The organism is uncultured Roseovarius sp., assembly GCF_947259555.1.
GTDB lineage: Bacteria > Pseudomonadota > Alphaproteobacteria > Rhodobacterales > Rhodobacteraceae > Roseovarius.
On record NZ_CAMYMD010000026.1, the window covers coordinates 21,151 to 43,381 of the forward strand.

Here is a 22,231-nt window from a genome sequence, read left to right on the forward strand (position 1 = left end):
GAAATACCTCGGGGGAGGCACCGCGACCAGCGGTGACGGGGGCAGCGCCCCAAGAAGAACAAACCACCGCGCCACGGCAGAGGCCCGAAGCGGGGGCCCGACAGGAGAGATCATGTTCCAGAGTTTCACCGAGTCCGCTCGTCCCGATCAGGGGCCGCACCGGCTCGAGGCTTTGCGCCGGGAAATGGCGGATGCGGGGCTTGCCGGCTGGCTTGTGCCGCGTGCCGACGCCCATCAGGGCGAGTACGTCGCCGAATGCGACAATCGCCTGGCCTGGTTGACCGGGTTCACCGGCTCAGCCGGTTTCTGTGCGGTATTGGCCGACATTGCAGGGCTATTCGTGGATGGACGCTACCGGGTACAGGCCCAAGAGCAGGTGGACACCGCGCATTTCACGCCCATCGACTGGCCCGGCACGCGGCTAGGAGACTGGCTGATCCAGAATCTGCCTCAAGGCGGCACGGTGGGGTTCGATCCCTGGCACTACACCCCGGATCAAATCGAGAGCCTGACAGACTCGCTCGCAGGCTATCCCATCCGCCTGCAAGCACATGGCAATCTCGTTGATGCGGCCTGGCCTGACCGCCCTGTTCCGCCGCAAGGGCCGATCACTGTCTGGCCCGAAACCCTCGCCGGGACCGGCCACGCCGAAAAGCGAGCAACGCTTGCCCGGACCTTGCGCGACGCAGGCCAACGCGCCGCCGTGATCACGCTCTGCGACTCGATCGCGTGGTTGCTCAACATCCGGGGCAGCGACATCCCGCGCAACCCGGTGCCGCAGGGCTTTGCCATATTGCATGACGACGGGCGCGTGGCGCTGTTCACCGACCCTGCCAAGCTCGACCCGGCGGTGCTCTCGCATCTGGGTGAAGAGGTCGTCGTAAAGCCCCTGACCGGATTCGAGCCTGCGCTGAGCACCCTGAGCGGTCCCGTGCGCTTTGATCCCGCGAGCGTTCCGATGCGCGTGATCGAGGTGCTCGACGCCGCCGAGGTGCCGCATGTGCGCGGTGACGATCCTTGCAGTTTACCAAAGGCACGCAAGACAGCGGCCGAGATTGCAGCCACACGCGCCGCACACCTTCGCGATGGCGCAGCCGTTTGTGAGTTTCTCGCCTGGTTCGACGAGCAGGCCCCCGACACGATCACCGAGATCGACGTGGTCACCAAACTGGAGATGTGCCGCGCCGCGACGGAGCAGCTGTTGGACATCAGTTTCGACACCATCGCCGGCTCCGGCCCGAATGGGGCGCTGCCGCATTACAGGGTCAGCGAGACCAGCAACAGAACCCTGAGCGCGGGCGACCTATTGGTGCTCGACAGTGGCGGACAGTATATTGACGGGACCACTGACATCACCCGCACGCTGCCTGTGGGCTCACCCGGCTCGGACGAGCGCGCCGCCTTTACCCGTGTGCTGCAAGGCATGATCGCGATCTCCCGCCTGCGCTTTCCGCGTGGTCTGGCGGGGCGTGATCTCGACGCCATCGCGCGCTATCCGCTCTGGCTGGCCGATCAGGACTATGCGCATGGCACCGGTCATGGTGTCGGGGTACATTTATGTGTGCATGAGGGGCCGCAAAGGCTTTCGCGCACGTCGCATGTCGCGCTCGAACCGGGCATGATACTGTCGAACGAGCCGGGGTATTACCGCGAGGGGGCGTTCGGTATCCGGATTGAGAATCTCGTTGTCGTAACTGCAGCGAAAGCGGTGACCGGCGGCGACGGTGCCACACACCTTGAGTTTGAGACCTTGACCTATGCTCCGATAGACACCCGGCTCATCGTCACCGAGATGCTGAGTCCGCTCGAACGCGACTGGCTGAACGCTTACCACAACGCCTGCAACGAAAAGATCGGGCCGCTGCTATCCGCGCCTGCCCGACGATGGTTGGATAAAGTAACGCAGACAATCTGACATATTCCTGTTAGGTTCCTGCGTCAGATCAAGAATGACACGACAAAAAAGGGGATGGATGATGGCACGAATCACGATTCGGAAGGCGGAAGGCACTTGGACAGTCCGCGCAGGTGGAGCGGTGCTCGCCGAAAGTCGCAACGCATTGGAGCTGACCGAGGGCGACTATCCGTTCGTCATTTATTTCCCGCGCGATGACATCGCCATGGCCTTTCTCGACGAGAGCGATCAATCCAGCCATTGCCCGCATAAGGGCGACGCGCGCTACTATTCCATCGTGACCAAAAGCCAGACACTGGACAACGCGGCGTGGAGCTATGAGGACCCCAAAGCGGAGGTCGCTGAGATCAAGGACCATATCGCGTTTTATTCCAGCGACACCGTGGCGGTAGAGCGCGTCTGACCACAGCAGCCAGCGGCGGGCGGCAAGACATATGACCGGGCTGGATCTGTCATGCGACAGTCCCCGGCCTCTTCAACTGTGCTCTTCCTCAGAGACCGCGGCGAGCGCCCTGTTATAGGCCTTGAGCGCATCGACGTGAAAGAGTGCCCCCGAGAGCGTGGGAGGCTGATCCCCGCCCGCAAGCGTTACCACCGGGATGAACGGCACACTCGCACGCTCGAAAACCGGCATGGCCTGCTCCAGCGTGGCGGCGATGTCGATATAGACCCCCTGTTCGATCAGCGACCAGCATTGCGCCTCGTCGGCGGCGCGCGCATCATCGGGTGCGCGCATCAGTTTTGCCACCCGGAACATGCCGAGCAGATAGTCCTGGGGCCCAGCCGCGAGACGAATACCCCGGCGCATCAGCTGCGTCAGAAAGAAAGACCGCCGTACAAGCCGAGAGCCGAGCGCCGTCGACATCGAGACCGCCACCATGACCGCAAGCCCTGTCTGCCAGTCCCCCGTCAACTCGAAGACGATGAGCGTGGTCGAGATCGGCGCGCCCAGCACCGCCGCCGCGACCGCGCCCATGCCCGCCAGCGCGTAGAGCGTATAGGCCCCGGAAACCTCTGGAAAGACCGCCGTCGCAAACTCACCGAAGGCCAGCCCGGTGAGGGCGCCCACCATGAGCGAAGGTGAAAACACACCGCCGCCCATCCGCCCGCCTATGGTAATCGCGACCGCCACCACCTTGAGCACGGCAAAGACCATCGCCTCGTGCCACAGGAGCTGACCAGTGAGCGCGGCTGTCGTGGTCTCGTAGCCCACACCGATGACATGCGGAAACCAGATCGCGATCAGGCCGAGCAAAGCCCCTGCCCCCACCGGCCGCAGCCAGCGCGGCAAATGCAGGCGCATTTGCAAATGTCCGGCCACGTCCTCGGCCAGAAAAATCGCCCGCATCAGCGCTGCGGCCACCACGCCGCAGACCAACCCGAGAATGAGAAAGGCCGGCAATTCCGCGTAGAACTCCAATACTCCCGCCTGGGGTAGTACGAATTCGGTCACACCGCCGAACTCAAGACGATTGATCACCGTGCCGGCCACGCTCGCGATTACGATGGGGGCGAACGCATGCACGGCGAAATGTCTCAGTACCACCTCAAGCGCAAAGAGCGCGCCGGCGATGGGCGCATTGAACGAGGCCGAGACAGCGGCCGCAACCGCACAGCCCAGAAGATCGCGCCCGGTCAGACCATTGGCGTTGATCCGGTCACTCACCCAGGACGCAATCACCCCTGCGAGATGGACCACGGGCCCTTCCCGCCCAGACGACCCGCCGGTCCCGAGGGTTATCAGCGAGGCTGCGGCGGAGGCCAGCCCCTCCCGCCGTTCCACCCGTCCCTCGTAAAGTGCGGCCCCCTCGATCACATCGGCCACCGAGCGCACCCGCGCATCCGGCGTGAAGCGATGCAGGATAAGCCCCACGACGAGCCCCCCGCCCATCGGCAGCAGCAAGATCCAGTACCAGGGCAGATGCTCGGCAAAACTGTGCAGCCGCGCCACGTCCTCGGTACCGTAGACCAGCCCCTGAAGCGCGGTGATGCCCTTGCGAAACAACAGAGCGGCGAACCCGGCCGAGATCCCGATCATCAGGGCGATCAGCCAGAACTGAAATTGGCTGGGGCCGCGTCCAAGCAGCACATGCCACCCGTCTCGGACACTCTCCAGCGCCGAACGGCGTATCTGGCCCAGAATGGAGGGCTCTTCAGCCTGCATCCGCTCCCCTCACCCGACTGCCCCGCGCTTTCGCATCTCGGCAGCTTGTCCTAATGTGGCCCCACACTCACGGAAGAAAGCCCACTCATGGACACGCAAAGCGCAATCGTCGATCTCTTATCTTCTCTAGGCCAACAGGTGAGCCTGTCCAAGTCCGATCTGGACCTTCATGGCCAGAGCGAGTCTTATTTTCCGCCGAGCCCGCCCGATGCCGTCGTCTATCCCGAAACAACCGCGCAGGTTGCCGAGATTGTCACGATCTGCGCGCGCCACCGCGTGCCAGTCGTGGCCTGGGGTACCGGAACGTCGCTCGAAGGTCAGGCGCAGGCCATCCAAGGGGGTGTGGTAGTCGATTTCACCCGGATGAACCGCGTGGTCGATGTTGCTCAGGCCGACATGACGGCCCGGGTTCAGCCCGGGGTGACGCGAGAAGCACTCAACGAGGAACTTCGTGCGACCGGCCTTTTCTTTCCGGTCGATCCGGGTGCCAATGCCTCGCTCGGCGGCATGGCATCGACGCGCGCCAGCGGCACCACGGCCGTGCGCTACGGCACCATGCGTGACAACGTTCTGGGCCTTGAGGCGGTGACGGCCGCAGGTGAGGTGATCCGCACCGGCACAAGGGCGCGCAAATCGGCATCCGGCTACGACCTTACAGGGCTTTTGGTGGGCGCCGAGGGCACACTTGGCCTGATCACGGAACTGACCCTGCGCCTATCCGGTCAGCCAGAAGCGATTTCAGCGGCGGTCTGCGCCTTCGAGACGGTAACGGATGCGGTGGAGACCGTCATCGATACCATCCAATGCGGTCTGCCAATGGCTCGGATCGAGTTGATGGATACAGACAGCGTGTGCGCTGTGAATGGCTACTCTGACATGCAGCTACCGGAAAAACCTCACTTGCTCCTGGAATTTCACGGGACGAAGGCAGGCGTCGCGGAACAGGCGGAAACCTTTGGAGACATCGCGACAGATCATAATGGCTCAGGCTTTGACTGGGCGACGCGGCCCGAGGCGCGCACAGCACTCTGGACCATGCGCCACAATGCCTATTACGCCATTCTCGCCGCCCGGCCCGGCGCACGTGCGATCGTGACGGACATCTGCGTGCCGATCTCGAAACTGGCCGAAGCCATCGAAGCGACCCGCGCCGATCTGGTCGACGCAGGCGTGCCCGGGCCGATCCTTGGCCATGTCGGCGACGGCAATTTCCACGCAATTCTTCTGGTGGACACCAATGACCCAACCGAGCTGTCACGCGCCAAGGCGGCCGCCGACAGGATGGTGGAACGCGCCCTCGCGCTTGGCGGCACGGCCACCGGTGAACACGGTATCGGCGTGGGCAAACTGGGCTACATGACGCGCGAACATGGTGCCGGCTGGACGATGATGGGCGCGCTCAAAAAAGCGCTCGATCCGCAAGACATTCTCAACCCCGGCAAGCTCGTTCCACCCCGAACCTGAGCGCACCGGTTCAGCTGGCTCGAAGTACCTCGGGGGCGCCGCCGCCCCGCGGCGACGGGGGCAGCGCCCCCGGCCTTACTCTCCCATGAGGGCATGCGCTGCCGCGCGGGCCTCTGGCGTGATCCGTTCACCCGACAACATCCGGGCAATCTCATCCACGCGGTCGGTCCCCTGCATGGGGCGCACGGTCGACAGCGTCTCGTCCCCCTCGACCCGCTTTTCTACGCGCCAGTGGTGGGCCCCGCGTGCCGCCACTTGCGGCGAATGTGTCACCACGAGCACCTGTCCGCCCGCCGCAAGCTGCGCCAGCCTGCGCCCGACCGCATCTGCCGTGGCCCCACCAACCCCGCGGTCGATCTCGTCAAAGATCATGGTCACGCCCGCGTCGGTGCCGGTCAGGCACACTTTGAGCGCCAGAAGGAACCGGCTCAATTCCCCACCCGACGCGATCTTGCCCAGTGGTCCGGCAGGCGCGCCGGGATTGGTCGCCACTCGAAAGGTCACCTCATCGCACCCCGACGGACCAGGCGCAGCCCCACGCAGCTCGGTGCTGAACACAGCCCGCTCCATCTTGAGCGGTGCAAGCTCGGTCATCACGGCGCGGTCCAAGTCCTGCGCCGCCCTCAGGCGTGCGGCGTTCAGCTTATCAGCCGCCTGCGAAAACTCCTGCTCGGCCATGTTCAAAGCGTCGTCCAGGGCCTGCATATCCTCGTCGCCCCGCTCAAGCGTCGCCAGTTGCGCGCGCAGACCATCGGCGAACCCGCCCAGATCGTCCGGCATCACGTCGTGTTTGCGGGCCAAGGCGCGGATCGCGAAAAGCCTCTCCTCTGCCTCCTCCAACTCCAGCGGATTGAAGGTCAGCGTCTCAAGGCAGCGTGCCACGCCCTGCCCCGCCTCATCCAGTTCGACCAACGCCCGCCCGAGCGCCGCCATCGGCTCTTCAAGTTGGCCATCGGCCTTGTCGGCGACACCTTCGAGCCAGCGCAGCGCATCGCCTGCGGCGCCTTCGGCCCCCTGCCCGCCGAGCGCCTCTGCGGCGCGTGCGATGTCATCCCGAATGCGCTCTGCGCCCTGCATCAGGCGGCGGCGCGTATCCAGCTCGGCCTCTTCGCCCGGCTGTGGATCAAGGGCATCAAATTCACCGACCGAATGACGCAGAAAGTCTTCCTCCGCGCGCAACTCCGATTGGCGCGCCGCAGCCACGTCACGTGCCTTGCGCCGGTCCGATACTGACCTCCAGGCGACACGCACCGCGTCTCGCAGAGCGCCGAGCTTTCCGTATTCATCCAGCAGATCCCGATGTTGCTTGGGGTCTAGCAATCCCCGATCGTCCTGCTGCCCATGCAGTTCGACCAACACGTCCGACAGCCGCCGCAACACCTCGCCCGAAACGCGCCGGTCATTGACCCAAGCCGTCTTGCGCCCCTCGGCGCTGTTGACCCGGCGCAGGATCAGCACGTCCTCTTCCGGCAGACCGGCCTCGCGCAACACGTCGCGCGCGGGGTGATCGGATGCAAGATCGAACTCCGCGATCACCTCGCCCTGTTTGGCACCTTTGCGCACCAGCTCTGCCCGTCCGCGCCAGCCAAGTACAAAGCCAAGGCTATCAAGCATGATTGATTTGCCCGCGCCGGTCTCACCGGTCAGCACGTTGAGACCCGGCTGAAAACTGAGCTCCAGCCGATCAATGATCAACATGTCACGGATTTCAAGCGCGCGCAGCATCAAGACATCCCGTCGGACGGGCCCGCATCCCGTCCTCCTTTACAGCCAGCGGCCCAGAACGGTCTGACGGTAGATCTGCTGCAACCAGCCATCGCCTGCCGCCTCCAGAGTCAGCCCCTGCCCCGTGAGCAGCTTGTAGCTGTCTTCGTACCACTCGGTGCCTTGGAAGTTGTGACCAAGGATCGCCCCCGCCGTACGCGCCTCGTTGACCAAACCAAGCGAGAGGTACGATTCCACAAGGCGGTGCAACGCCTCGGCGGTGTGGGTCGTGGTCTGGAAATCCTCCACCACGACACGGAAGCGATTGGCCGCGGCCGCGAAATTGTCGCGCTTGAGGTAATAGCGCCCGATCTCCATTTCCTTGGAGGCAAGATGGTCGAACGCCAGGTCGAACTTCAGGATCGCGGCGCTGACGTATTCGCTGTCAGGATAGCGCTCTATCACCTCGCGCAGCGCCTGCAAGGCTTGGAACGTAAGGCCCTGATCGCGCCCGACCTCGTCGATCTGGTCATAATAACTCAGCGCCAGCAGATACTGCGCATAGGCCGCGTCCTCATCGGTTGGGTAGAAATCGATGAATCGCTGCGCCGCCGCGCGGCTCTGCTCGTAATCCTTGTCCTGATGATGGGCAAAGGCCTGCATGATGACCGCGCGTTTGGCCAGATCTGAGTAGGGATAAAGCCGCTCCACCTCGGCAAAGCTCGTTGCAGCGAGGTCGGGATTGCGTTGCGCCAGATCATACTCGGCGCGCTCGAAAATCTGTTGTGCGGTGTAATTCTCGTAGTTGACCGTGCCGCGCTCGACGCTCTCCTTGTCGCCACAGCCTGCAATGACGACGGTCAATGCCAATGCACCAAACAGCCTGCCCCGGGACGTGCCGATTTTCATGCGCGATCTCACTCTCAGTTACGAAAACGCAGGGCGAAGCCCCAGCATCGCCACGGTCCTAGCATATTAATTTCTGGTGCAAAACGCCTTTGGCACATTTCCGTATGCGGAATTCAGGCAACCTCGGGAATTTCGTCCCAATGCGCACCAACGCCGGGAAGACGCGCGACGGTCGCAGGATCGCAGCGGATCACGTCATAGTTCTCCGGATCGCTGAAAAACGCGCGCAAAAGATCGTTGGTGAGGGCGTGGCCCGCACGAAACCCATGATACTGCCCCAGAATCGGTGCCCCAGCCAGAGCCAGATCGCCAAGCGCGTCGAGCATCTTGTGGCGCACCGCCTCGTCGGCATAGCGCAGTCCACAGGGGCTGAGTACCTTGTCACCGTCAACAACGACCGCATTCTCCAGCGTGCCGCCAAGCGCCAGCCCATCGGCATGCATTTGCTCCACATCCACCTTGCGGCAAAACGTTCTGCAGTTCGCCAGCTCGCGCACGAAACTCCCGTTGGACATGTTCAGGGTTTTGCTCTGCATTCCGATTGCCGCATCCTCGAATTCGATATCGAAGCGAATGCGCAGCGCATCGTCCGGGCTCAACCGCGCCCATGCCTGCCCTTTTCGCACCTCCACAGGCCGCAATACCCGCAATGCGCGCAGCGGGCCGCCCTGCAAACGCATGCCCCTTTCCAGAATAGCCCGGACAAAGGGGCCCGCGCTTCCATCCAGGATCGGCACTTCCGGGCCGTCTACATCGACAATAGCGTTATGAACACCGCAGCCCGACAGCGCCGCCATCACATGCTCGATCGTCGTGATCGAGACGCCTGCGGCATTGACCAGACGGGTGCAGAGCGGTGACTGTTCGACCATGTCCCACCGAGCAGGTAAAACGATATCACAGCCATCGAGATCGACACGACGAAAAACGATCCCCGTGCCAGCCTCTGCCGAACGCAGGATCAGAGAGGCGGGTTGCCCCGAGTGCAGGCCGACTCCGTGAAAAACGATGGGGTACGTGATCGTGCGTTGCAATAGGGTGCTCCTGCCGCCTGTGGCATTCATCTACACATCATCAAGACTGTTTATCATCTTTTAGGATATGCGATTTTTTTTCGTTGCCAAAGGTCTAGGAACAACAAGATCATTGCTCAACTCAATCTTTGCAACCGACTGAAACATGTCGCGCCTGCCGTTTGGCGGGTTCTTGCCAAACCCAACACGCAATCGGAAACTCATGATTTTCAAAAGAAAAAGCCGCCCGACCGGGCGGCTTTCTCAGATCATTTGCGGAATGGTATCAGTTTGCCTGACGGCGCAAAAATGCTGGGATTTCGATTTGCTCATCCTCATCTTGCGCCCGCGACGGGGCTTGCTGCGGCTGCGCCGCCTGCATTGTCGGCTGTTGCCGCGCCGGGCGAGCGGGCTGCGCGCGCTCGGCTTCGGCGGCGCCATGCCCGGTCATGCGGTTGATCAGCGAATTTATGCCGAAACGCGGCCGTTCGTCAGCACTACCTTGCTCATGTGCGGCAGCCGCGGGGCGCGCCTCGGGCTCGGGGCGTCGCTGCTGCGGCTGTTTGGGCGCGCGATCCACTGCGGTCTGCAATCGCTGCATCGCCTCGGGAGATGGTGTTCCCGGCGCCGGTGCGCGAGGTGCGACGAAAGCATCGAGTTCTTCCTCGTCCTCGGCATAGGATGTAGGCGCAAACTCCTCAACGCGAGGCTGATAGGCCGGTGGCGGCATGTCGTCTGCGGCGCCCTCCTCCTCGAAGATATCTTCCATCTGATCCTCTGCCGCAGCACGCTGTGCGTCCATGGAACCAAAGAGCGAAGGCTCGGAGTCTGCCGCGCTTGCCGCCACCTGAGCGGGTTCGGCGTGCTCGACTTCGGGCACCGGTGCCTGCTCTTCCACTGACGTGGACTGCTTGAGAGGCTGCGCGAGCGACCGGCGCGGAACGGGCATATCGGCAGCGACATCAGTCGCGTCGATGCCAGTGGCCACCACGCTCACCCGCATCGCACCTTCCATCGACGGATCGAGGGTCGAGCCAACGATGATGTTGGCGTCGGGGTCCACTTCCTCGCGGATGCGGTTGGCGGCCTCGTCCAACTCGAACAGCGTCAGGTCGTGCCCGCCGGTGATGTTGATGAGCACACCCTTGGCACCGCGCAGGCTGATCTCGTCCAGAAGCGGGTTCGCTATCGCTTTTTCGGCAGCCTGGATGGCGCGATCTTCACCGCTATCCTCGCCGGTGCCCATCATCGCCTTGCCCATCTCGTCCATCACCGCGCGCACGTCAGCAAAGTCCAGATTGATGAGGCCGGGGCGCACCATCAGATCGGTCACACCCTTGACGCCTTGATAGAGCACGTCATCGGCCATGCTGAACGCCTCGGTGAAGGTCGTCTTTTCGTTGGCCAGACGGAACAGGTTCTGGTTGGGAATGATGATCAGAGTATCGACCATCTTCTGCAGGGCCTCTACACCATCCTCGGCCTGACGCATCCGCTTGCCGCCTTCGAACTGGAAGGGTTTGGTCACGACACCGACCGTAAGCACGCCCAGTTCCCGCGCGGCCTGCGCGATGATCGGCGCGGCGCCAGTGCCCGTCCCGCCGCCCATGCCAGCAGTGATAAAGCACATATGGGCGCCGGCCAGATGATCAACAATCTGCTCGATGCTCTCTTCGGCTGCGGCGGCACCCACCGTGGCGCGGGCGCCCGCGCCCAGTCCTTCGGTCACTTTCACACCCAGTTGCACGCGACTTTCCGCGTTCGACTGGCTCAGCGCCTGCGCATCCGTGTTGGCCACCACGAAGTCCACACCATCGAGTTGTTTCTCGATCATGTTGTTCACCGCGTTGCCGCCAGCCCCGCCGACACCGAAAACGGTGATCCTGGGCTTTAGCTCGTCATGTCCGGGCATAGTGAGATTGAGTGTCATCGATTTGTCCGCCTGTCGTTGTGCCCACATTCGCGGGCCGTTTTCCGCCTGATTGGGACCATTCTTACCGATGGTTGCCCCAATCGTCACCTAAAAAACACTGTTTTCATACTAAATATGGCCAGTTTTTCCGTCCTTTTCGCGGGATTTCGCCGATATCGCCATATCTAGCGGTTACCAGTTGTCCCTGAACCATTTCATCGCGCGCTTCAGCGATCGCGCCGGGTAGCGATCGACCGGGATTTCGAAATCCCACCATTCGTCCTGCGGGTTGGCCGCGAACAGGCACATGCCCACGGCACTGGCAAAGCCCGCGCCGGTTGCTGCCTGAGGCAGCCCATGTACGCGCAAGGGGCGCCCCAGCCGGACCTGCTGACCCAGAATTTTGCTCGCCAGTCCATCGAGACCCGGGATCTGACTGCCACCGCCTGTGAGTACGATTTGCTGGCTCGGCAAATGATCAAAGCCTGCCGCATCAAGCCGCGCGCGCACCTCTTCCAGGATTTCCTCGACCCGGGGGCGCATGATCCCAATGAGTTCGGCCCGGCTGACCTGTCGCCGATCATGTTCGTAATCGCCGGTATCGCCGCCGATCTCGATCATCTCCCGGTCGTCCATGCCGGTGGCGACAACCCCGCCGTAAAAGGTCTTGATCCGCTCAGCCGTGGCCTGTGGCACCTGAAGACCCATCGAAATATCATTCGTCACATGGTCGCCTCCCATGCGCACGCTGTCGGCATAGATCATGTGCTTCTTGATAAAGATCGACACGCCCGACGTGCCGCCACCCAGATCTATGCAGGCGGCGCCCAGTTCCTGTTCGTCCTCGACAAGCGCGGCAATCCCGCCCACATAGGCAGAGCTGGCAACCCCGGCCAATTCCAGATCGCAGCGTTTGACGCAATGCGCGAGGTTCTGGATGGCGGTGGCGTCAACGGTCAGCATATGCATGTCCGTGGACAACGCCTGCCCCATCTGCCCGCGCGGGTCGATCAGGCCACTGCGGTGATCCAGCGCAAAATTCACGGGCTGCGCGTGCAGCACCTCGCGGCCCTCGCCGAAATCGGGCACATCACAGGCGCTCAACACCCTGCTGATGTCCTGCTCGCTCACGGTGTGCCCTTCCAACTCGACCTGCCCGGCAAGGCCATAGCTGCGGGGGGCGGCACCAGAGAAGCAGGCGATGACATGATCGACGCGAATATTGGCCATCTTCTGCGCGGCCTGCACGGCGGTGCGGATCGCACGCTCGGTCTCGGCCATTGCCTCGATCTCGCCATGGCGGACCCCGCGCGAACGGGTCGTCGCCGCGCCGATCACTCGATACCCGGACTGGCCCGCCATACGTCCAATACCATCGGCCTCGTGTAGCCGCTCGGTACCGTCAAAGCGCAAAACCAGACAGGCGATCTTGGAGGTGCCCACATCCAGCACCGCGACCACGCCCCGCTGCATTGCCGCCTTGCGCATGTTGCGCATCGCCCTTTGGGATTCATAGAGTTCGATCATCGTTTCAGTCCGTCCCCAAAGTCATGTTTGTTATCCGCCACCATTCCGCCATCGCATGATCGTTGAGCCGTATTGTCGGGCGCGCCGCGATCCGCATGTCGACGGCTGCCAGATCCCGATCGAGCATGTCCTGCGCACCGTGCAAGACCATCACGCGCTCCAGCGCGCGCACCGGTCCGGTTTCGGGCAGAAGGATGCGCTTTCCATCGGCCAGAACCAGATCCCAACGCCGTTCGCCCATCCGCACCAGACCGCGCATATCCATTTCGAGCGGCGCCGCGGCCCGAAGAATATCGAGTGCCTGCGCCACATCGCCAGCGGCACCGTCCCCCGTGAGCACCGGCAAATCAGCACGTTCGTTACGCGACGCGACAACACCGATCACCTCGCCCTCGATGTCGATCACGTTGATCGCGTCCCGCGTCCGCCACAGCGCGACCGGCACCCGCTCGGTGATCTCGGCCACCAGCACCCCACCCTGCCGGATGCGCACCGCAGCCCCGGCCACGGCAGGCAGTTCCTCGATCATCACGCGGATATCGTCCAGTTCCAGATCGAATGAACTGGCAGGCAGGTCATACGGGAAAATCTCGCGGATATCGGCCTGTACGCTGGTGCTCGCGCCCTCGACCGAGAGCAGGTTGACCATGAATTCCGGGCGCGTTTCGATTTGCCGGCGCACCTCTGTCACCTGATCGACCAATGCCAGACGCCGATCCTCCTCCGCGAGGTACCCCGCAACGAGGCCAGAGACCGCCAGCACTGGCAGTCCAATCCGGATGAGACGACGATAGAGCGGCGTCAGCATCAGGCGCTGCAGACGATAAGAGAGCCGCGACGGGGCCGGATCGGCGCGCGGGATCACCGGTTGCATGAGGCGTCCTCCACCATCCAGCGGCACAGTTCGGCAAAGGATGTGCCCATCGCCTGCGCCTGCTCGGGCACAAGAGAGGTCGGTGTCATGCCCGGCTGAGTATTCGTTTCGAGCAGGATCAGCCCGGCCAATCCCTGCGCCTCGTCCCAGCGAAAGTCCGTGCGGCTGACACCACGACACCCCAAGATCCGATGCGCGCACAACGCAAAATCCATGCAGGCATCGAATATCTCTTGGGGCACATCTGCGGGCACGACATGGCGCGAGCCGCCGGGCGTGTACTTGGCATCGTAGTCATACCAGCCTTCTGTAAGGATGTCGGTAACCGTCAGCGCACGGTCGCCCACAACCGTAGTGGTCAACTCACGGCCCGGCGCGAAGGCCTCGACCATCACCGTGTCCGGCATACTCTCAGACAGGGCCGGTGGGCTGTTGGCCCCGGCCTCGACGAGGTATACGCCGACCGAAGAGCCCTCGTTGTAAGGCTTGACGACATAAGGCGGGGCCATCACGTGACGTGAGCTCACATCGTCACGTGACGCCAGGATGCTTTCGACGACAGGCAGCCCAGCGGCACGATACACCGCCTTTGTGCGCTCTTTGTCCATGGTCAAAGCAGAGGCGAGAACGCCCGAATGGGTGTAGGGCAATCCCAACCACTCCAACAGACCCTGAACGCACCCATCCTCGCCCCAGCGACCATGCAGGGCGTTGAATACCACATCTGGCTGAATTTTCTGCAAACGCGAACACAGGTCTGGCGCGGCGTCGACCTCGACCACGTCATACCCAGCTTCCCGCAACGCGGCGGCGCATTCACGCCCTGACGACAGCGACACCTCGCGCTCCGCCGAAGGGCCACCCATTATCACCGCCACTTTCGGGGTTGTTCTGCTCGAACCAACCACCATGTGCCTCAATGTTCCGGGCCGGTTTGCCAGCCCTTTGATATTATATTTCTGTCAGTCTGCCTGTGGGCCTTCGCCCGGGGCCGGTTCTCCGACCCTCATGATTTCCCACTGTAACTCTATTCCTCGGATTTGAAAAACCTTTTTTCGAACATCTTCACCGAGACCCTCAAGATCGGCGGCAGAGGCCCCACCGGTATTGATCAGGAAATTGGGATGCTTCTCGCTCATCTGCGCCCCGCCGCGCCGGGCACCGCGCAAGCCCGCCTCGTCGATCACCTTCCACGCCTTCAGATCATGCACGTCATCGGCACGCCCCGTGCTGCTGAACCCGGCGGGATTGCGAAATGTGCTACCGGCGCTACGCTCCTTGGTGGGTTGGGTGGCATCGCGTTTGGCCAGTTGCTCCTCCATCTTCGCGCTCAGGGCATCCGGATCACCCGTGCTCCCTTCAAGTACCGCCTCGACAATCACCCAGCCATCGGGCAGATCACTATGGCGATAGGCGAAGTTCAGATCATTAGGTGTGAGGCTCACCACGTCACCGCCCCGCGTCACGGCGCGCGCCTCGATCAGGTGGTCGGCCAGATAAGACCCATAACACCCCGCATTCATCCGAACCGCGCCACCGATGCTGCCGGGTATGGTGCGCAGGAATGTGAGGTCCACACCCGCACTCGCGGCACGGCGCGCGACATGCGCATCGAGTGCGGCCGCACCGGCAATGACACGATTGCCCTCTACGCGGATACCGTTAAAGCCGCGACCCAACCGGATCACCACAGCGCGCAAGCCGCCGTCGCGCACGATGAGGTTGCTACCCACCCCCATCGGAAAAACCGGGACCTGCGCGTCAAGACGCGCGAGAAATCCGGAGAGGTCTTCAATATCGGCAGGCTGAAAGAACCACTCGGCCGGCCCGCCCACCCGCAACCACGTCAAATCGCTGAGCGGCCTCTGGGGGGTCAATGCCCCTTTCGTGTCTGGCATATGTGTCATCCAGGCCTGCTACTGACTGCGTGCGGCCAGTGCAAGCCCAAGGTCATCGCCGCGCGCGCCTGCGCCGTTGCAACCAGCCGATAATGCCACCGGCCAAAATACCGAACATGACCGGTGCGGCCATGAAAAACGCCACGATCGCATAGCCGATACCGTCCCATCCCTGCTCTTGCTGACCGCGCCAGATCGCCCAGACAATCACAAGCGCGGCCAACCCTGCCAGTGTCGGAACAGTCCAGCCATATCCGTGCCGCACGGCCAGAACGCCCAGTATCAACGGGATCACAAAGCACAAAAGAGGCAGCACATAAACCATGATGCAGCATTGCCTCAAAGGCCCGTCTTGTCCAGACAGTCCGTCGCATCGGGTCCGTTTCGGGCTATTGCAAACGTCCCCGCAGCCACCTGCCAAGATAAACCACGGGCCAGCGCAGGACACTCATGCCCGCAGCCAGCACAAAAAGCCCGATCCACGGGCCGTTTTCCCACGTGACATAACCCAGGATCGGCACGCCGACGGCAATTAACACATACGCCCGCCGCCAATAGTTGTCACGGCTTGGGAGCATCGCGAGAATGTTCGCCACCAACGCCCAAAGGCATGCAAGAACCAAGGATAACGTCATCCCGCCCCTCCCCAAAAACTGATGATCAACGCCGTCAACGCCGCCACAAGACCAAAGACCGGAACGGCCATGGGCACCCGGAACGCGGCTTCGGGCACCGCACGCTTCATTGCGATGAGCGCGGCGTTAACCAGAACAAAGACGCCAAGAAGCAATGCCGAAGTGAGCCCTGCCAGATCAGCCACCGGCAAGAGCAATGCCCCCGCGATCACCGCTACGCCGATCAGGAGCGTGGCGCGCAACGGCGTGCCAAAGCGGGGATGGGCATGGTGAAACCCGGCCAAAGCCGCGCTGCGCCGCCCGAGACCAAAGAGCACACGGCTCGCCATGACCATCTGCGCGAGAACGCCATTGAGCGCCGCCGCCACCGCGATGAGCGAGAGAAACGCAGCACTGCCGCCGCGCCCCGCCTGCCATACAAGCGCCAGCGGCTGTTCACTGCCCTCGAGCGTGGCGAGCGGCACCGCGCGTACCGCCGCGATACTGACCAGCGCATAGAGCGCGCTGGTGATCACCAGTGACCACAGGATCGCCCGCGGCAGGATGCGTTCGGGCTCGCGCACCTCCTCGGCCATGTTGACGATATCCTCGAACCCGATGAAGGCGAAAAAGGCCAGCACCGCGCCCGCCATCACGCCCGACCAGACCAGATCGCCCCCCGCCTGCCAGTCGGGGGCGGGCACGGCGGTGAAGCCTGCAAAGACCACCATCGCCAGCCCTGCCACCTCGACCACCGTGAAAAGTGCCGCAAGCGCAAGGCTTTCGAGCACGCCCGCAATCGCCACCGCCATGAGCAGGAGCCCTAGGACGACCACAGACGGGGTGAATGGCAGCCCCGTCACAGCCCCAAGATAGCCCACCCCGCCGCGCAGCACCGCCGCCGCCGAGATCGCCCCCGCGGCCACGATGGCCAGACCGACAGCCGTGCCGAGCCAGGGCAGGTTGAGCCCCTTGGCGACGAAGATCGCCTCGCCCGCCGCCTCGGGCAAACGTGTCGAAAACTCCGCATAGCTGAGCGCCGTGGGGGCCGCGATCACGCCGGCCATTATGAAGACGAGAGGGGCCCAGATACCCGCTTCGGCCACCACCGCGCCGACCAGGACGTAGATCCCGGCGCCCACCATGACCCCCACGCCATAGGCGGTCAGGAGGCCCAGACCGATCCGGCGTTTGAGGGTTTCTGCCATGCGCGCTATCCCCGCAAGCGTCCGGGCAGGGCGTTGGCCCATGCGCTGATTGTGCCTGCGCCAAGACACACGACCATGTCGCCGGGCTGCGCCGTCTCACGGACCAGCCGTTCCAGATCGTCCTCGCTGCCCAGCGCCACCGCGTGCCGATGCCCGTGCCGAATGAGACCCGCCACAAGGTCGTCGCGCGAGGCACCGGGAATCGGGTCTTCGCCCGCCGCATAGACCTCGGCGATACCCACCACGTCGGCCTCATTGAAACAGCCGCAGAAATCCTCGAACAGCGAGGACAGGCGCGAGTAGCGATGCGGCTGGTGCACCGCGATCACCTTACCCTCGGTCGCCTGCCGGGCCGCGCGCAGCACGGCGGCGATCTCGACGGGATGGTGACCGTAATCGTCGATCACGGTCACACCATCCACCTCGCCCACGCGGGTAAAACGACGGTTGACGCCGCCGAAGCTAGCCAGGGCGGCGCGGATCTCATCGCATTTCATGCCCAGATGGCGCGCCACCGCGACCGCGCTCAGCGCGTTCGAGACATTGTGATCGCCCGGCATCGGCAAACTACAGCCGTCGATCATCCGCCCTTCGGCCTGAAGCGCCACGTCGAAATGCGCGATCCCCTGCTCATAGCGCAGGTTCACCGCGCGCACATCGGCCTGCGCGTTGAAGCCGTAAGTCACCACCCGCCGGTCACTAATCCGGCCGACCAGCGCCTGCACCTCGGGGTGATCGGTGCAGCACACCGCAAGGCCATAAAACGGGATATTGCTTACGAAATCGTGAAACCCCTGCCGCAAGCGGTCGAAATCGCCCCAATGCTCCATATGCTCGGGGTCGATATTGGTGACGATAGCGATGGTGGCGGGCAGGCGATTGAAGGTGCCGTCGCTCTCATCGGCCTCGACCACCATCCATTCGCCCTGCCCCATCCGCGCGTTCGATCCATAGGCGTGGATGATGCCGCCGTTGATCACTGTGGGGTCAATACCGCCCTTAACCAAGAGTTCCGCCACAAGCGTCGTCGTTGTGGTTTTGCCGTGGGTGCCCGCCACCGCGATGTTGGATTTTAGACGCATGAGTTCGGCCAACATCTCGGCACGGCGCACCACCGGCATGCCCTGACGGCGCGCCTCGTCAAGCTCGGCATTGCCCGGCTTGATGGCAGACGAGATCACCACAACCTCGGCCCCGTCGAGATTGTCGGGGCGTTGCCCGATGAAAACCTTCGCTCCCATGCCCGCCAGACGCTCGGTGATCGGCGTTGATTTCAGGTCGCTTCCCTGTACCTCGTAGCCGTGATTGAGCAGTACCTCAGCGATGCCCGACATGCCGATGCCCCCAATCCCCACGAAATGAATCGGCCCAACATCGGTCGGAAGCTTGGTGGCTGCGTTCATCTGTCTTGCCCTTTACTTGCCAATTTCTCGACCATGTCGGCCAATCTTTGAGGCGCATCCGGCATGCCCTGCGATAGCGCCGCTCGCGCCATCAGACTTGCACCCTGTGCATCTCCGAGCACCGATACGACCTGCGCGCCCAAAGCATCCGGATCAAGGCGGCTCTCTGGGATGCGGATCGCGCCCCCCGCCTCGACCAGTCCGCGCGAATTGGCGCTCTGGTGGTCGGCTGCGGCGGCGGCATAAGGGATCAGGATCGCGGGTCGGCCGATAACCGAAATATCGGCAATGCTCGACGCTCCCGCCCGGCTGATCACCAGCTGCGCCTCGGACATGCGGGCAGGCACGTCGCGAAAGAACGGCTGCACATCGGCGTCGATCCCGGCATTGGCATATAATTTGGCAACCCGGTCCATGTCCTCTTCACGGGCCTGATGGCTCACCCGGATATTGCGCAAGACCGCTTCGGGAAGGGACGCCATCGCGGGTGGAACGACATCGCTAAGCACGCGCGCACCCTGACTACCACCGATCACAAGCACTGACATGGGATAGTCACCGGGCGGAATATACGGTGCTCCCGCGCGCTCAAGCACGGCGGCGCGTACCGGATTTCCGACCGGCACCCCTTCAACTCCGGCTGGCAGTTCGGTCGGCCATGTGCCACAGGCGACGACGTCCACACGTTTGGAAAAAATCCGGTTCACCCGGCCAAGAACACCGTTTTGCTCATGCACCATGCGCGGGCGGCGCAGGAGGAAGGCCGCCGCCAGCGCCGGAATGGTCGGATAGCCGCCAAAGCCCACGACGGCATCGGGTTTGTCGCGCATCATTCTCAGCGTCGCGCCCAAAACACCCCCCGCAATGTGTAAAGGGGCGAGTATCTTGTTCACGAGACCGCCGCGCGCGAAGGTCGCGCTTGCGACCTGCTCGATCTCGACGGAATGGGGAAAGCCGCCCACGTATCGCGCGCCGCGCGCATCCGTGCTCAGCCGTACCCGCCAACCGCGGCGCAGCATCACCTCGGCCAGCGCCTGCGCCGGGAACATGTGCCCGCCCGTGCCGCCCGCCGCGATGATCAGAAGGGGTTGGTTCTCGCTCATGGCTGCCTCTCGCGCTTATCGGCGCCCGCGCAGCAGATCGCCGATCTGCCCCTGCGGCCGCGTCCGGGTAAAGGCCAGCAGCATGCCAAGCGCGATGCCCCCCGCCACCACGGACGAGCCGCCATAGCTCACGAATGGGAGCGTCATGCCCTTGGCTGGCAAAAGGCGGACGGCAACGCCCATGTTAATCATGGCCTGCGCGCCGAACATTGCAATCAGCCCGGTGCCCGCCAAGCGGATGAATGGATCACGTTCGCGCATCAGGCGCAGGAAAGAGCGGACCACAACGCCAGAGTAAAGCGCGATGATACACAGCACCAGCACCAGCCCGTATTCCTCCGCAGCGACGGCAATGATAAAGTCGGTATGAGCGTCGGGCAGGCTCCATTTCACCTGCCCCTCACCCACACCGACGCCAAAAAATCCGCCCTCGCGGATTGCGTTGGTGGCAAAGCCAAGTTGCGTTGTGGGGTCCACATCCGGACTGAGAAAGCCATCGATCCGGCGCGCAAAATGTTCGGAGTTTGAATAGGCAAACGAGCCGACCAAAACAACGCCCCCGGCCATCGCCGCCAGAAGCATGATCGGCGCACCAGCCACGAAATACATAACACCCCAGCCAAACAACACCAAGGCGGCCTGACCAAAATCCGGCTGCATCGCCAGAAATCCGAGTATGATCGTCGTCAGCAAGAATGAAAGCCCGAGGCCCGGCGGCCCGTTGACCTGCTGGCTGGCAGCCATCATCCACGCCGCCACGACCATAAAGACCGGTTTTAGAAACTCCGAAGGTTGGACGCTCGCAAAGCCCAGACTGTACCATCGCACGGCACCTTTGCCAAAATCCGTACCAAGGAAAGGCAAAGCCATCAGGGCCGCGAACGCTAGCAAAAAGCCAAGCACGGCCAAGCGCCTCACCAATTCGGGCCGCATCATGGAAACAAGCAACATGACTGCCAGCGCAAGCCCACCAAACACCGCCTGCCTCTGCACGTAGTGAAACGCGGGCAGACCGTTCTTTTCGGCAAGCGGCGGAGACGCGGCAAGGCCCAGGAGAATTCCGATACCAAAAAGGATCAGCACGCAGCTAAGCGACCATTTGTCGATCGTACGCCACCATTTGGGAAGCACGGGCTCGCCGTCCCGCAGGGGCATTGCCCCATAGACCATCTCTGTCATATGCCTGCCGCCTCTGCATTCTGCGCCCCTTTTCGGGGTCTGACATGCATATTAGCTTTATTTTCCCACTATGGCCAGAACTATCCCCTTGCCAATCAGCAGCATTTCGCGTCACAGGGCGGATCATGCACCACGCCTGCTCAACGCTTGTTCTCGGTGCCGGGGCCGCCGGTATGATGTGTGCGGCCCATGCCGGACCCGGCACACTCGTGATAGATCACGCCAAGTCTCCCGGTGAGAAGATCCGCATTTCAGGCGGAGGGCGCTGTAACTTTACCAATCTGGGCACGGGTGCAGACAATTTTTTGTCGCATAATCCCCATTTCTGCAAATCGGCGCTGTCGCGGTTTACGCAATGGGATTTCCTCGACCTTGTTACACGCCACGGCATCAACTGGCATGAAAAGACCCTTGGGCAACTCTTTTGCGATGACAAAGCCACGCAAATCGTGAGCATGTTGGTAGGGGAACTGCGCAATGCAGGAGCAGAGCTCTGGCTGTCAACACGCCTGGTCGACCTGTCCCATGATGGCCGCGACTTTCACGCCACGCTCGAACGGGAAGGCGCGCGTATCACGGTCACGGCCCGTAATCTCGTGCTTGCCACCGGGGGCAAATCAATCCCCAAGATGGGGGCCAGCGGCCTCGCCTACGACATTGCCGCGCGATTTGGGCACCAGATCACCGACACACGGCCCGCCCTCGTGCCGCTGACCTTTTCAGACAAGCCTTTCGCCGCCCTGTCCGGAACGGCATTGCGCGTCCGCGCAAGCTGCGGCGGTGTGGGCTTCGACGAGTCCGCACTCTTCACCCATCGCGGTCTGTCCGGACCCGCAATCCTTCAAATCTCGTCGTTTTGGCGCGAGGGACAAGCAATAACGCTGGACCTGGACCCCAGCGGCGCGCTCTTGGAGCGCCTTCGCAGGCAACGCCAGACTGCGGGGCGGCGCAATTTCACGACCGAACTTGGTCATCACTTACCCGCGCGTCTGGTGGCCCATCTCGCTCCGGCGCTCGCAATCAACGGCAACCTCGGCGACCAATCCGACACGGCACTGACAGAAATCACCGGCGCTCTGCGCAATTGGCAACTGAAACCAACCGGCACAGAGGGATACCGCACGGCCGAGGTGACACTTGGCGGCATAGACACCGGCGGCTTGTCCTCAAAGACCATGCAGTCTCAAAACATCAGAGGGCTCTACGTGATCGGCGAGGCCGTCGATGTCACCGGCTGGCTCGGCGGTTACAATTTCCAATGGGCGTGGTCCTCGGGATGGGCAGCTGGCAAGGCTATTGCCCAGGCCAAAACGCCCAACGACCAATTATAAGGCCGATGGGCGC

Annotated in this window: 19 protein-coding genes; 4 read left to right on the top strand and 15 right to left on the bottom strand. The window is 62.9% G+C overall.

All coding sequences use genetic code 11. The features are described from left to right. The first annotated feature begins 112 nt into the window (after positions 1-112). Positions 113-1,915, top strand: a complete 1,803-nt coding sequence (locus Q0X85_RS04390; protein ID WP_297769528.1) for an aminopeptidase P family protein — start codon at positions 113-115, stop codon at positions 1,913-1,915. Positions 1,916-1,976: 61 nt separating this feature from the next. Further along, on the top strand, positions 1,977-2,318 hold the full coding sequence (locus tag Q0X85_RS04395) for a DUF427 domain-containing protein (protein ID WP_297769531.1): 342 nt from the start codon (positions 1,977-1,979) through the stop codon (positions 2,316-2,318). A gap of 72 nt (positions 2,319-2,390) precedes the next feature. Here Q0X85_RS04395 and Q0X85_RS04400 read toward each other — a convergent pair whose 3' ends face one another. Then, positions 2,391-4,079, bottom strand: a complete 1,689-nt coding sequence (locus Q0X85_RS04400) for a chloride channel protein (protein ID WP_297769533.1) — start codon at positions 4,077-4,079, stop codon at positions 2,391-2,393. 87 nt (positions 4,080-4,166) lie between these two features. Between Q0X85_RS04400 and Q0X85_RS04405 the strand changes: the two genes are divergently transcribed. Beyond that, positions 4,167-5,543 carry an FAD-linked oxidase C-terminal domain-containing protein gene (locus tag Q0X85_RS04405; RefSeq protein ID WP_297769536.1) on the top strand — a complete coding sequence of 459 codons (1,377 nt, stop codon included), beginning with the start codon at positions 4,167-4,169 and terminating at the stop codon, positions 5,541-5,543. 75 nt (positions 5,544-5,618) lie between these two features. Here Q0X85_RS04405 and recN read toward each other — a convergent pair whose 3' ends face one another. The 14 genes from recN to Q0X85_RS04475 form a co-directional block, all read right to left on the bottom strand. After that, positions 5,619-7,268, bottom strand: coding sequence for a DNA repair protein RecN (gene recN, locus Q0X85_RS04410; protein WP_297769538.1), 1,650 nt, complete (start codon positions 7,266-7,268; stop codon positions 5,619-5,621). Between the two features lie 39 nt (positions 7,269-7,307). Then, a complete protein-coding gene (locus Q0X85_RS04415) occupies positions 7,308-8,156 on the bottom strand; it encodes an outer membrane protein assembly factor BamD (RefSeq protein ID WP_297769541.1) in 849 nt (282 codons plus the stop codon). 113 nt (positions 8,157-8,269) lie between these two features. Next, entirely contained in the window at positions 8,270-9,190 is a 921-nt protein-coding gene (gene lpxC / locus Q0X85_RS04420) for a UDP-3-O-acyl-N-acetylglucosamine deacetylase (RefSeq protein ID WP_297769544.1), read from the bottom strand. A gap of 265 nt (positions 9,191-9,455) precedes the next feature. Further along, positions 9,456-11,099 carry a cell division protein FtsZ gene (ftsZ, locus tag Q0X85_RS04425; protein ID WP_297769547.1) on the bottom strand — a complete coding sequence of 548 codons (1,644 nt, stop codon included), beginning with the start codon at positions 11,097-11,099 and terminating at the stop codon, positions 9,456-9,458. A gap of 174 nt (positions 11,100-11,273) precedes the next feature. Then, on the bottom strand, positions 11,274-12,608 hold the full coding sequence (ftsA, locus tag Q0X85_RS04430; protein ID WP_297769549.1) for a cell division protein FtsA: 1,335 nt from the start codon (positions 12,606-12,608) through the stop codon (positions 11,274-11,276). Positions 12,609-12,612: 4 nt separating this feature from the next. Further along, positions 12,613-13,482 (bottom strand): cell division protein FtsQ/DivIB, encoded by an 870-nt coding sequence (locus Q0X85_RS04435; RefSeq protein ID WP_297769551.1) that lies wholly within the window; start codon positions 13,480-13,482, stop codon positions 12,613-12,615. After that, on the bottom strand, positions 13,470-14,393 hold the full coding sequence (locus tag Q0X85_RS04440; protein WP_297769554.1) for a D-alanine--D-alanine ligase: 924 nt from the start codon (positions 14,391-14,393) through the stop codon (positions 13,470-13,472). Before Q0X85_RS04440 ends, Q0X85_RS04435 begins: the two co-directional genes overlap by 13 nt. 51 nt (positions 14,394-14,444) lie before the next feature. After that, the gene (murB, locus tag Q0X85_RS04445) at positions 14,445-15,389 is read right to left on the bottom strand and encodes a UDP-N-acetylmuramate dehydrogenase (RefSeq protein ID WP_297769557.1); all 945 of its coding nucleotides are present in this window, start codon (positions 15,387-15,389) and stop codon (positions 14,445-14,447) included. Between the two features lie 43 nt (positions 15,390-15,432). Continuing rightward, entirely contained in the window at positions 15,433-15,705 is a 273-nt protein-coding gene (locus Q0X85_RS04450) for a hypothetical protein (protein WP_297769559.1), read from the bottom strand. Between the two features lie 64 nt (positions 15,706-15,769). Beyond that, positions 15,770-16,015: a DUF2484 family protein gene (locus tag Q0X85_RS04455; protein WP_297769562.1), complete on the bottom strand. Its 246-nt coding sequence runs from the start codon at positions 16,013-16,015 to the stop codon at positions 15,770-15,772. Continuing rightward, positions 16,012-17,202, bottom strand: coding sequence for an amino acid permease (locus Q0X85_RS04460; protein ID WP_297769565.1), 1,191 nt, complete (start codon positions 17,200-17,202; stop codon positions 16,012-16,014). Before Q0X85_RS04460 ends, Q0X85_RS04455 begins: the two co-directional genes overlap by 4 nt. 5 nt (positions 17,203-17,207) lie before the next feature. Beyond that, positions 17,208-18,605 (bottom strand): UDP-N-acetylmuramate--L-alanine ligase, encoded by a 1,398-nt coding sequence (gene murC, locus Q0X85_RS04465; protein WP_297769568.1) that lies wholly within the window; start codon positions 18,603-18,605, stop codon positions 17,208-17,210. Further along, entirely contained in the window at positions 18,602-19,708 is a 1,107-nt protein-coding gene (locus Q0X85_RS04470; RefSeq protein WP_297769571.1) for a UDP-N-acetylglucosamine--N-acetylmuramyl-(pentapeptide) pyrophosphoryl-undecaprenol N-acetylglucosamine transferase, read from the bottom strand. The genes murC and Q0X85_RS04470 overlap by 4 nt, the downstream gene beginning before the upstream one ends. 15 nt (positions 19,709-19,723) lie before the next feature. Beyond that, positions 19,724-20,887, bottom strand: coding sequence for a putative peptidoglycan glycosyltransferase FtsW (locus Q0X85_RS04475; protein WP_297769574.1), 1,164 nt, complete (start codon positions 20,885-20,887; stop codon positions 19,724-19,726). Positions 20,888-21,012: 125 nt separating this feature from the next. On the opposite strand from Q0X85_RS04475, the gene Q0X85_RS04480 reads away from it, so the two are divergent. After that, complete coding sequence (locus tag Q0X85_RS04480) at positions 21,013-22,218, top strand: aminoacetone oxidase family FAD-binding enzyme (RefSeq protein WP_297769577.1); 1,206 nt, start codon at positions 21,013-21,015, stop codon at positions 22,216-22,218. Positions 22,219-22,231 lie beyond the last annotated feature (13 nt).

Excerpts from the sequence above, each read along its gene's own strand:
- Q0X85_RS04390 (WP_297769528.1), top strand. The coding sequence starts at position 113 with ATGTTCCAGAGTTTCACCGAGTCCGCTCGTCCCGATCAGGGGCCGCAC.
- Q0X85_RS04395 (WP_297769531.1), top strand. The coding sequence starts at position 1,977 with ATGGCACGAATCACGATTCGGAAGGCGGAAGGCACTTGGACAGTCCGC.
- Q0X85_RS04400 (WP_297769533.1), bottom strand. The coding sequence starts at position 4,079 with ATGCAGGCTGAAGAGCCCTCCATTCTGGGCCAGATACGCCGTTCGGCG.
- Q0X85_RS04405 (WP_297769536.1), top strand. The coding sequence starts at position 4,167 with ATGGACACGCAAAGCGCAATCGTCGATCTCTTATCTTCTCTAGGCCAA.
- recN (WP_297769538.1), bottom strand. The coding sequence starts at position 7,268 with ATGCTGCGCGCGCTTGAAATCCGTGACATGTTGATCATTGATCGGCTG.
- Q0X85_RS04415 (WP_297769541.1), bottom strand. The coding sequence starts at position 8,156 with ATGAAAATCGGCACGTCCCGGGGCAGGCTGTTTGGTGCATTGGCATTG.
- ftsZ (WP_297769547.1), bottom strand. The coding sequence starts at position 11,099 with ATGACACTCAATCTCACTATGCCCGGACATGACGAGCTAAAGCCCAGG.
- ftsA (WP_297769549.1), bottom strand. The coding sequence starts at position 12,608 with ATGATCGAACTCTATGAATCCCAAAGGGCGATGCGCAACATGCGCAAG.
- Q0X85_RS04435 (WP_297769551.1), bottom strand. The coding sequence starts at position 13,482 with ATGCAACCGGTGATCCCGCGCGCCGATCCGGCCCCGTCGCGGCTCTCT.
- Q0X85_RS04440 (WP_297769554.1), bottom strand. The coding sequence starts at position 14,393 with ATGGTGGTTGGTTCGAGCAGAACAACCCCGAAAGTGGCGGTGATAATG.
- murB (WP_297769557.1), bottom strand. The coding sequence starts at position 15,389 with ATGACACATATGCCAGACACGAAAGGGGCATTGACCCCCCAGAGGCCG.
- Q0X85_RS04450 (WP_297769559.1), bottom strand. The coding sequence starts at position 15,705 with ATGGTTTATGTGCTGCCTCTTTTGTGCTTTGTGATCCCGTTGATACTG.
- Q0X85_RS04455 (WP_297769562.1), bottom strand. The coding sequence starts at position 16,015 with ATGACGTTATCCTTGGTTCTTGCATGCCTTTGGGCGTTGGTGGCGAAC.
- Q0X85_RS04460 (WP_297769565.1), bottom strand. The coding sequence starts at position 17,202 with ATGGCAGAAACCCTCAAACGCCGGATCGGTCTGGGCCTCCTGACCGCC.
- murC (WP_297769568.1), bottom strand. The coding sequence starts at position 18,605 with ATGAACGCAGCCACCAAGCTTCCGACCGATGTTGGGCCGATTCATTTC.
- Q0X85_RS04470 (WP_297769571.1), bottom strand. The coding sequence starts at position 19,708 with ATGAGCGAGAACCAACCCCTTCTGATCATCGCGGCGGGCGGCACGGGC.
- Q0X85_RS04475 (WP_297769574.1), bottom strand. The coding sequence starts at position 20,887 with ATGACAGAGATGGTCTATGGGGCAATGCCCCTGCGGGACGGCGAGCCC.
- Q0X85_RS04480 (WP_297769577.1), top strand. The coding sequence starts at position 21,013 with ATGCACCACGCCTGCTCAACGCTTGTTCTCGGTGCCGGGGCCGCCGGT.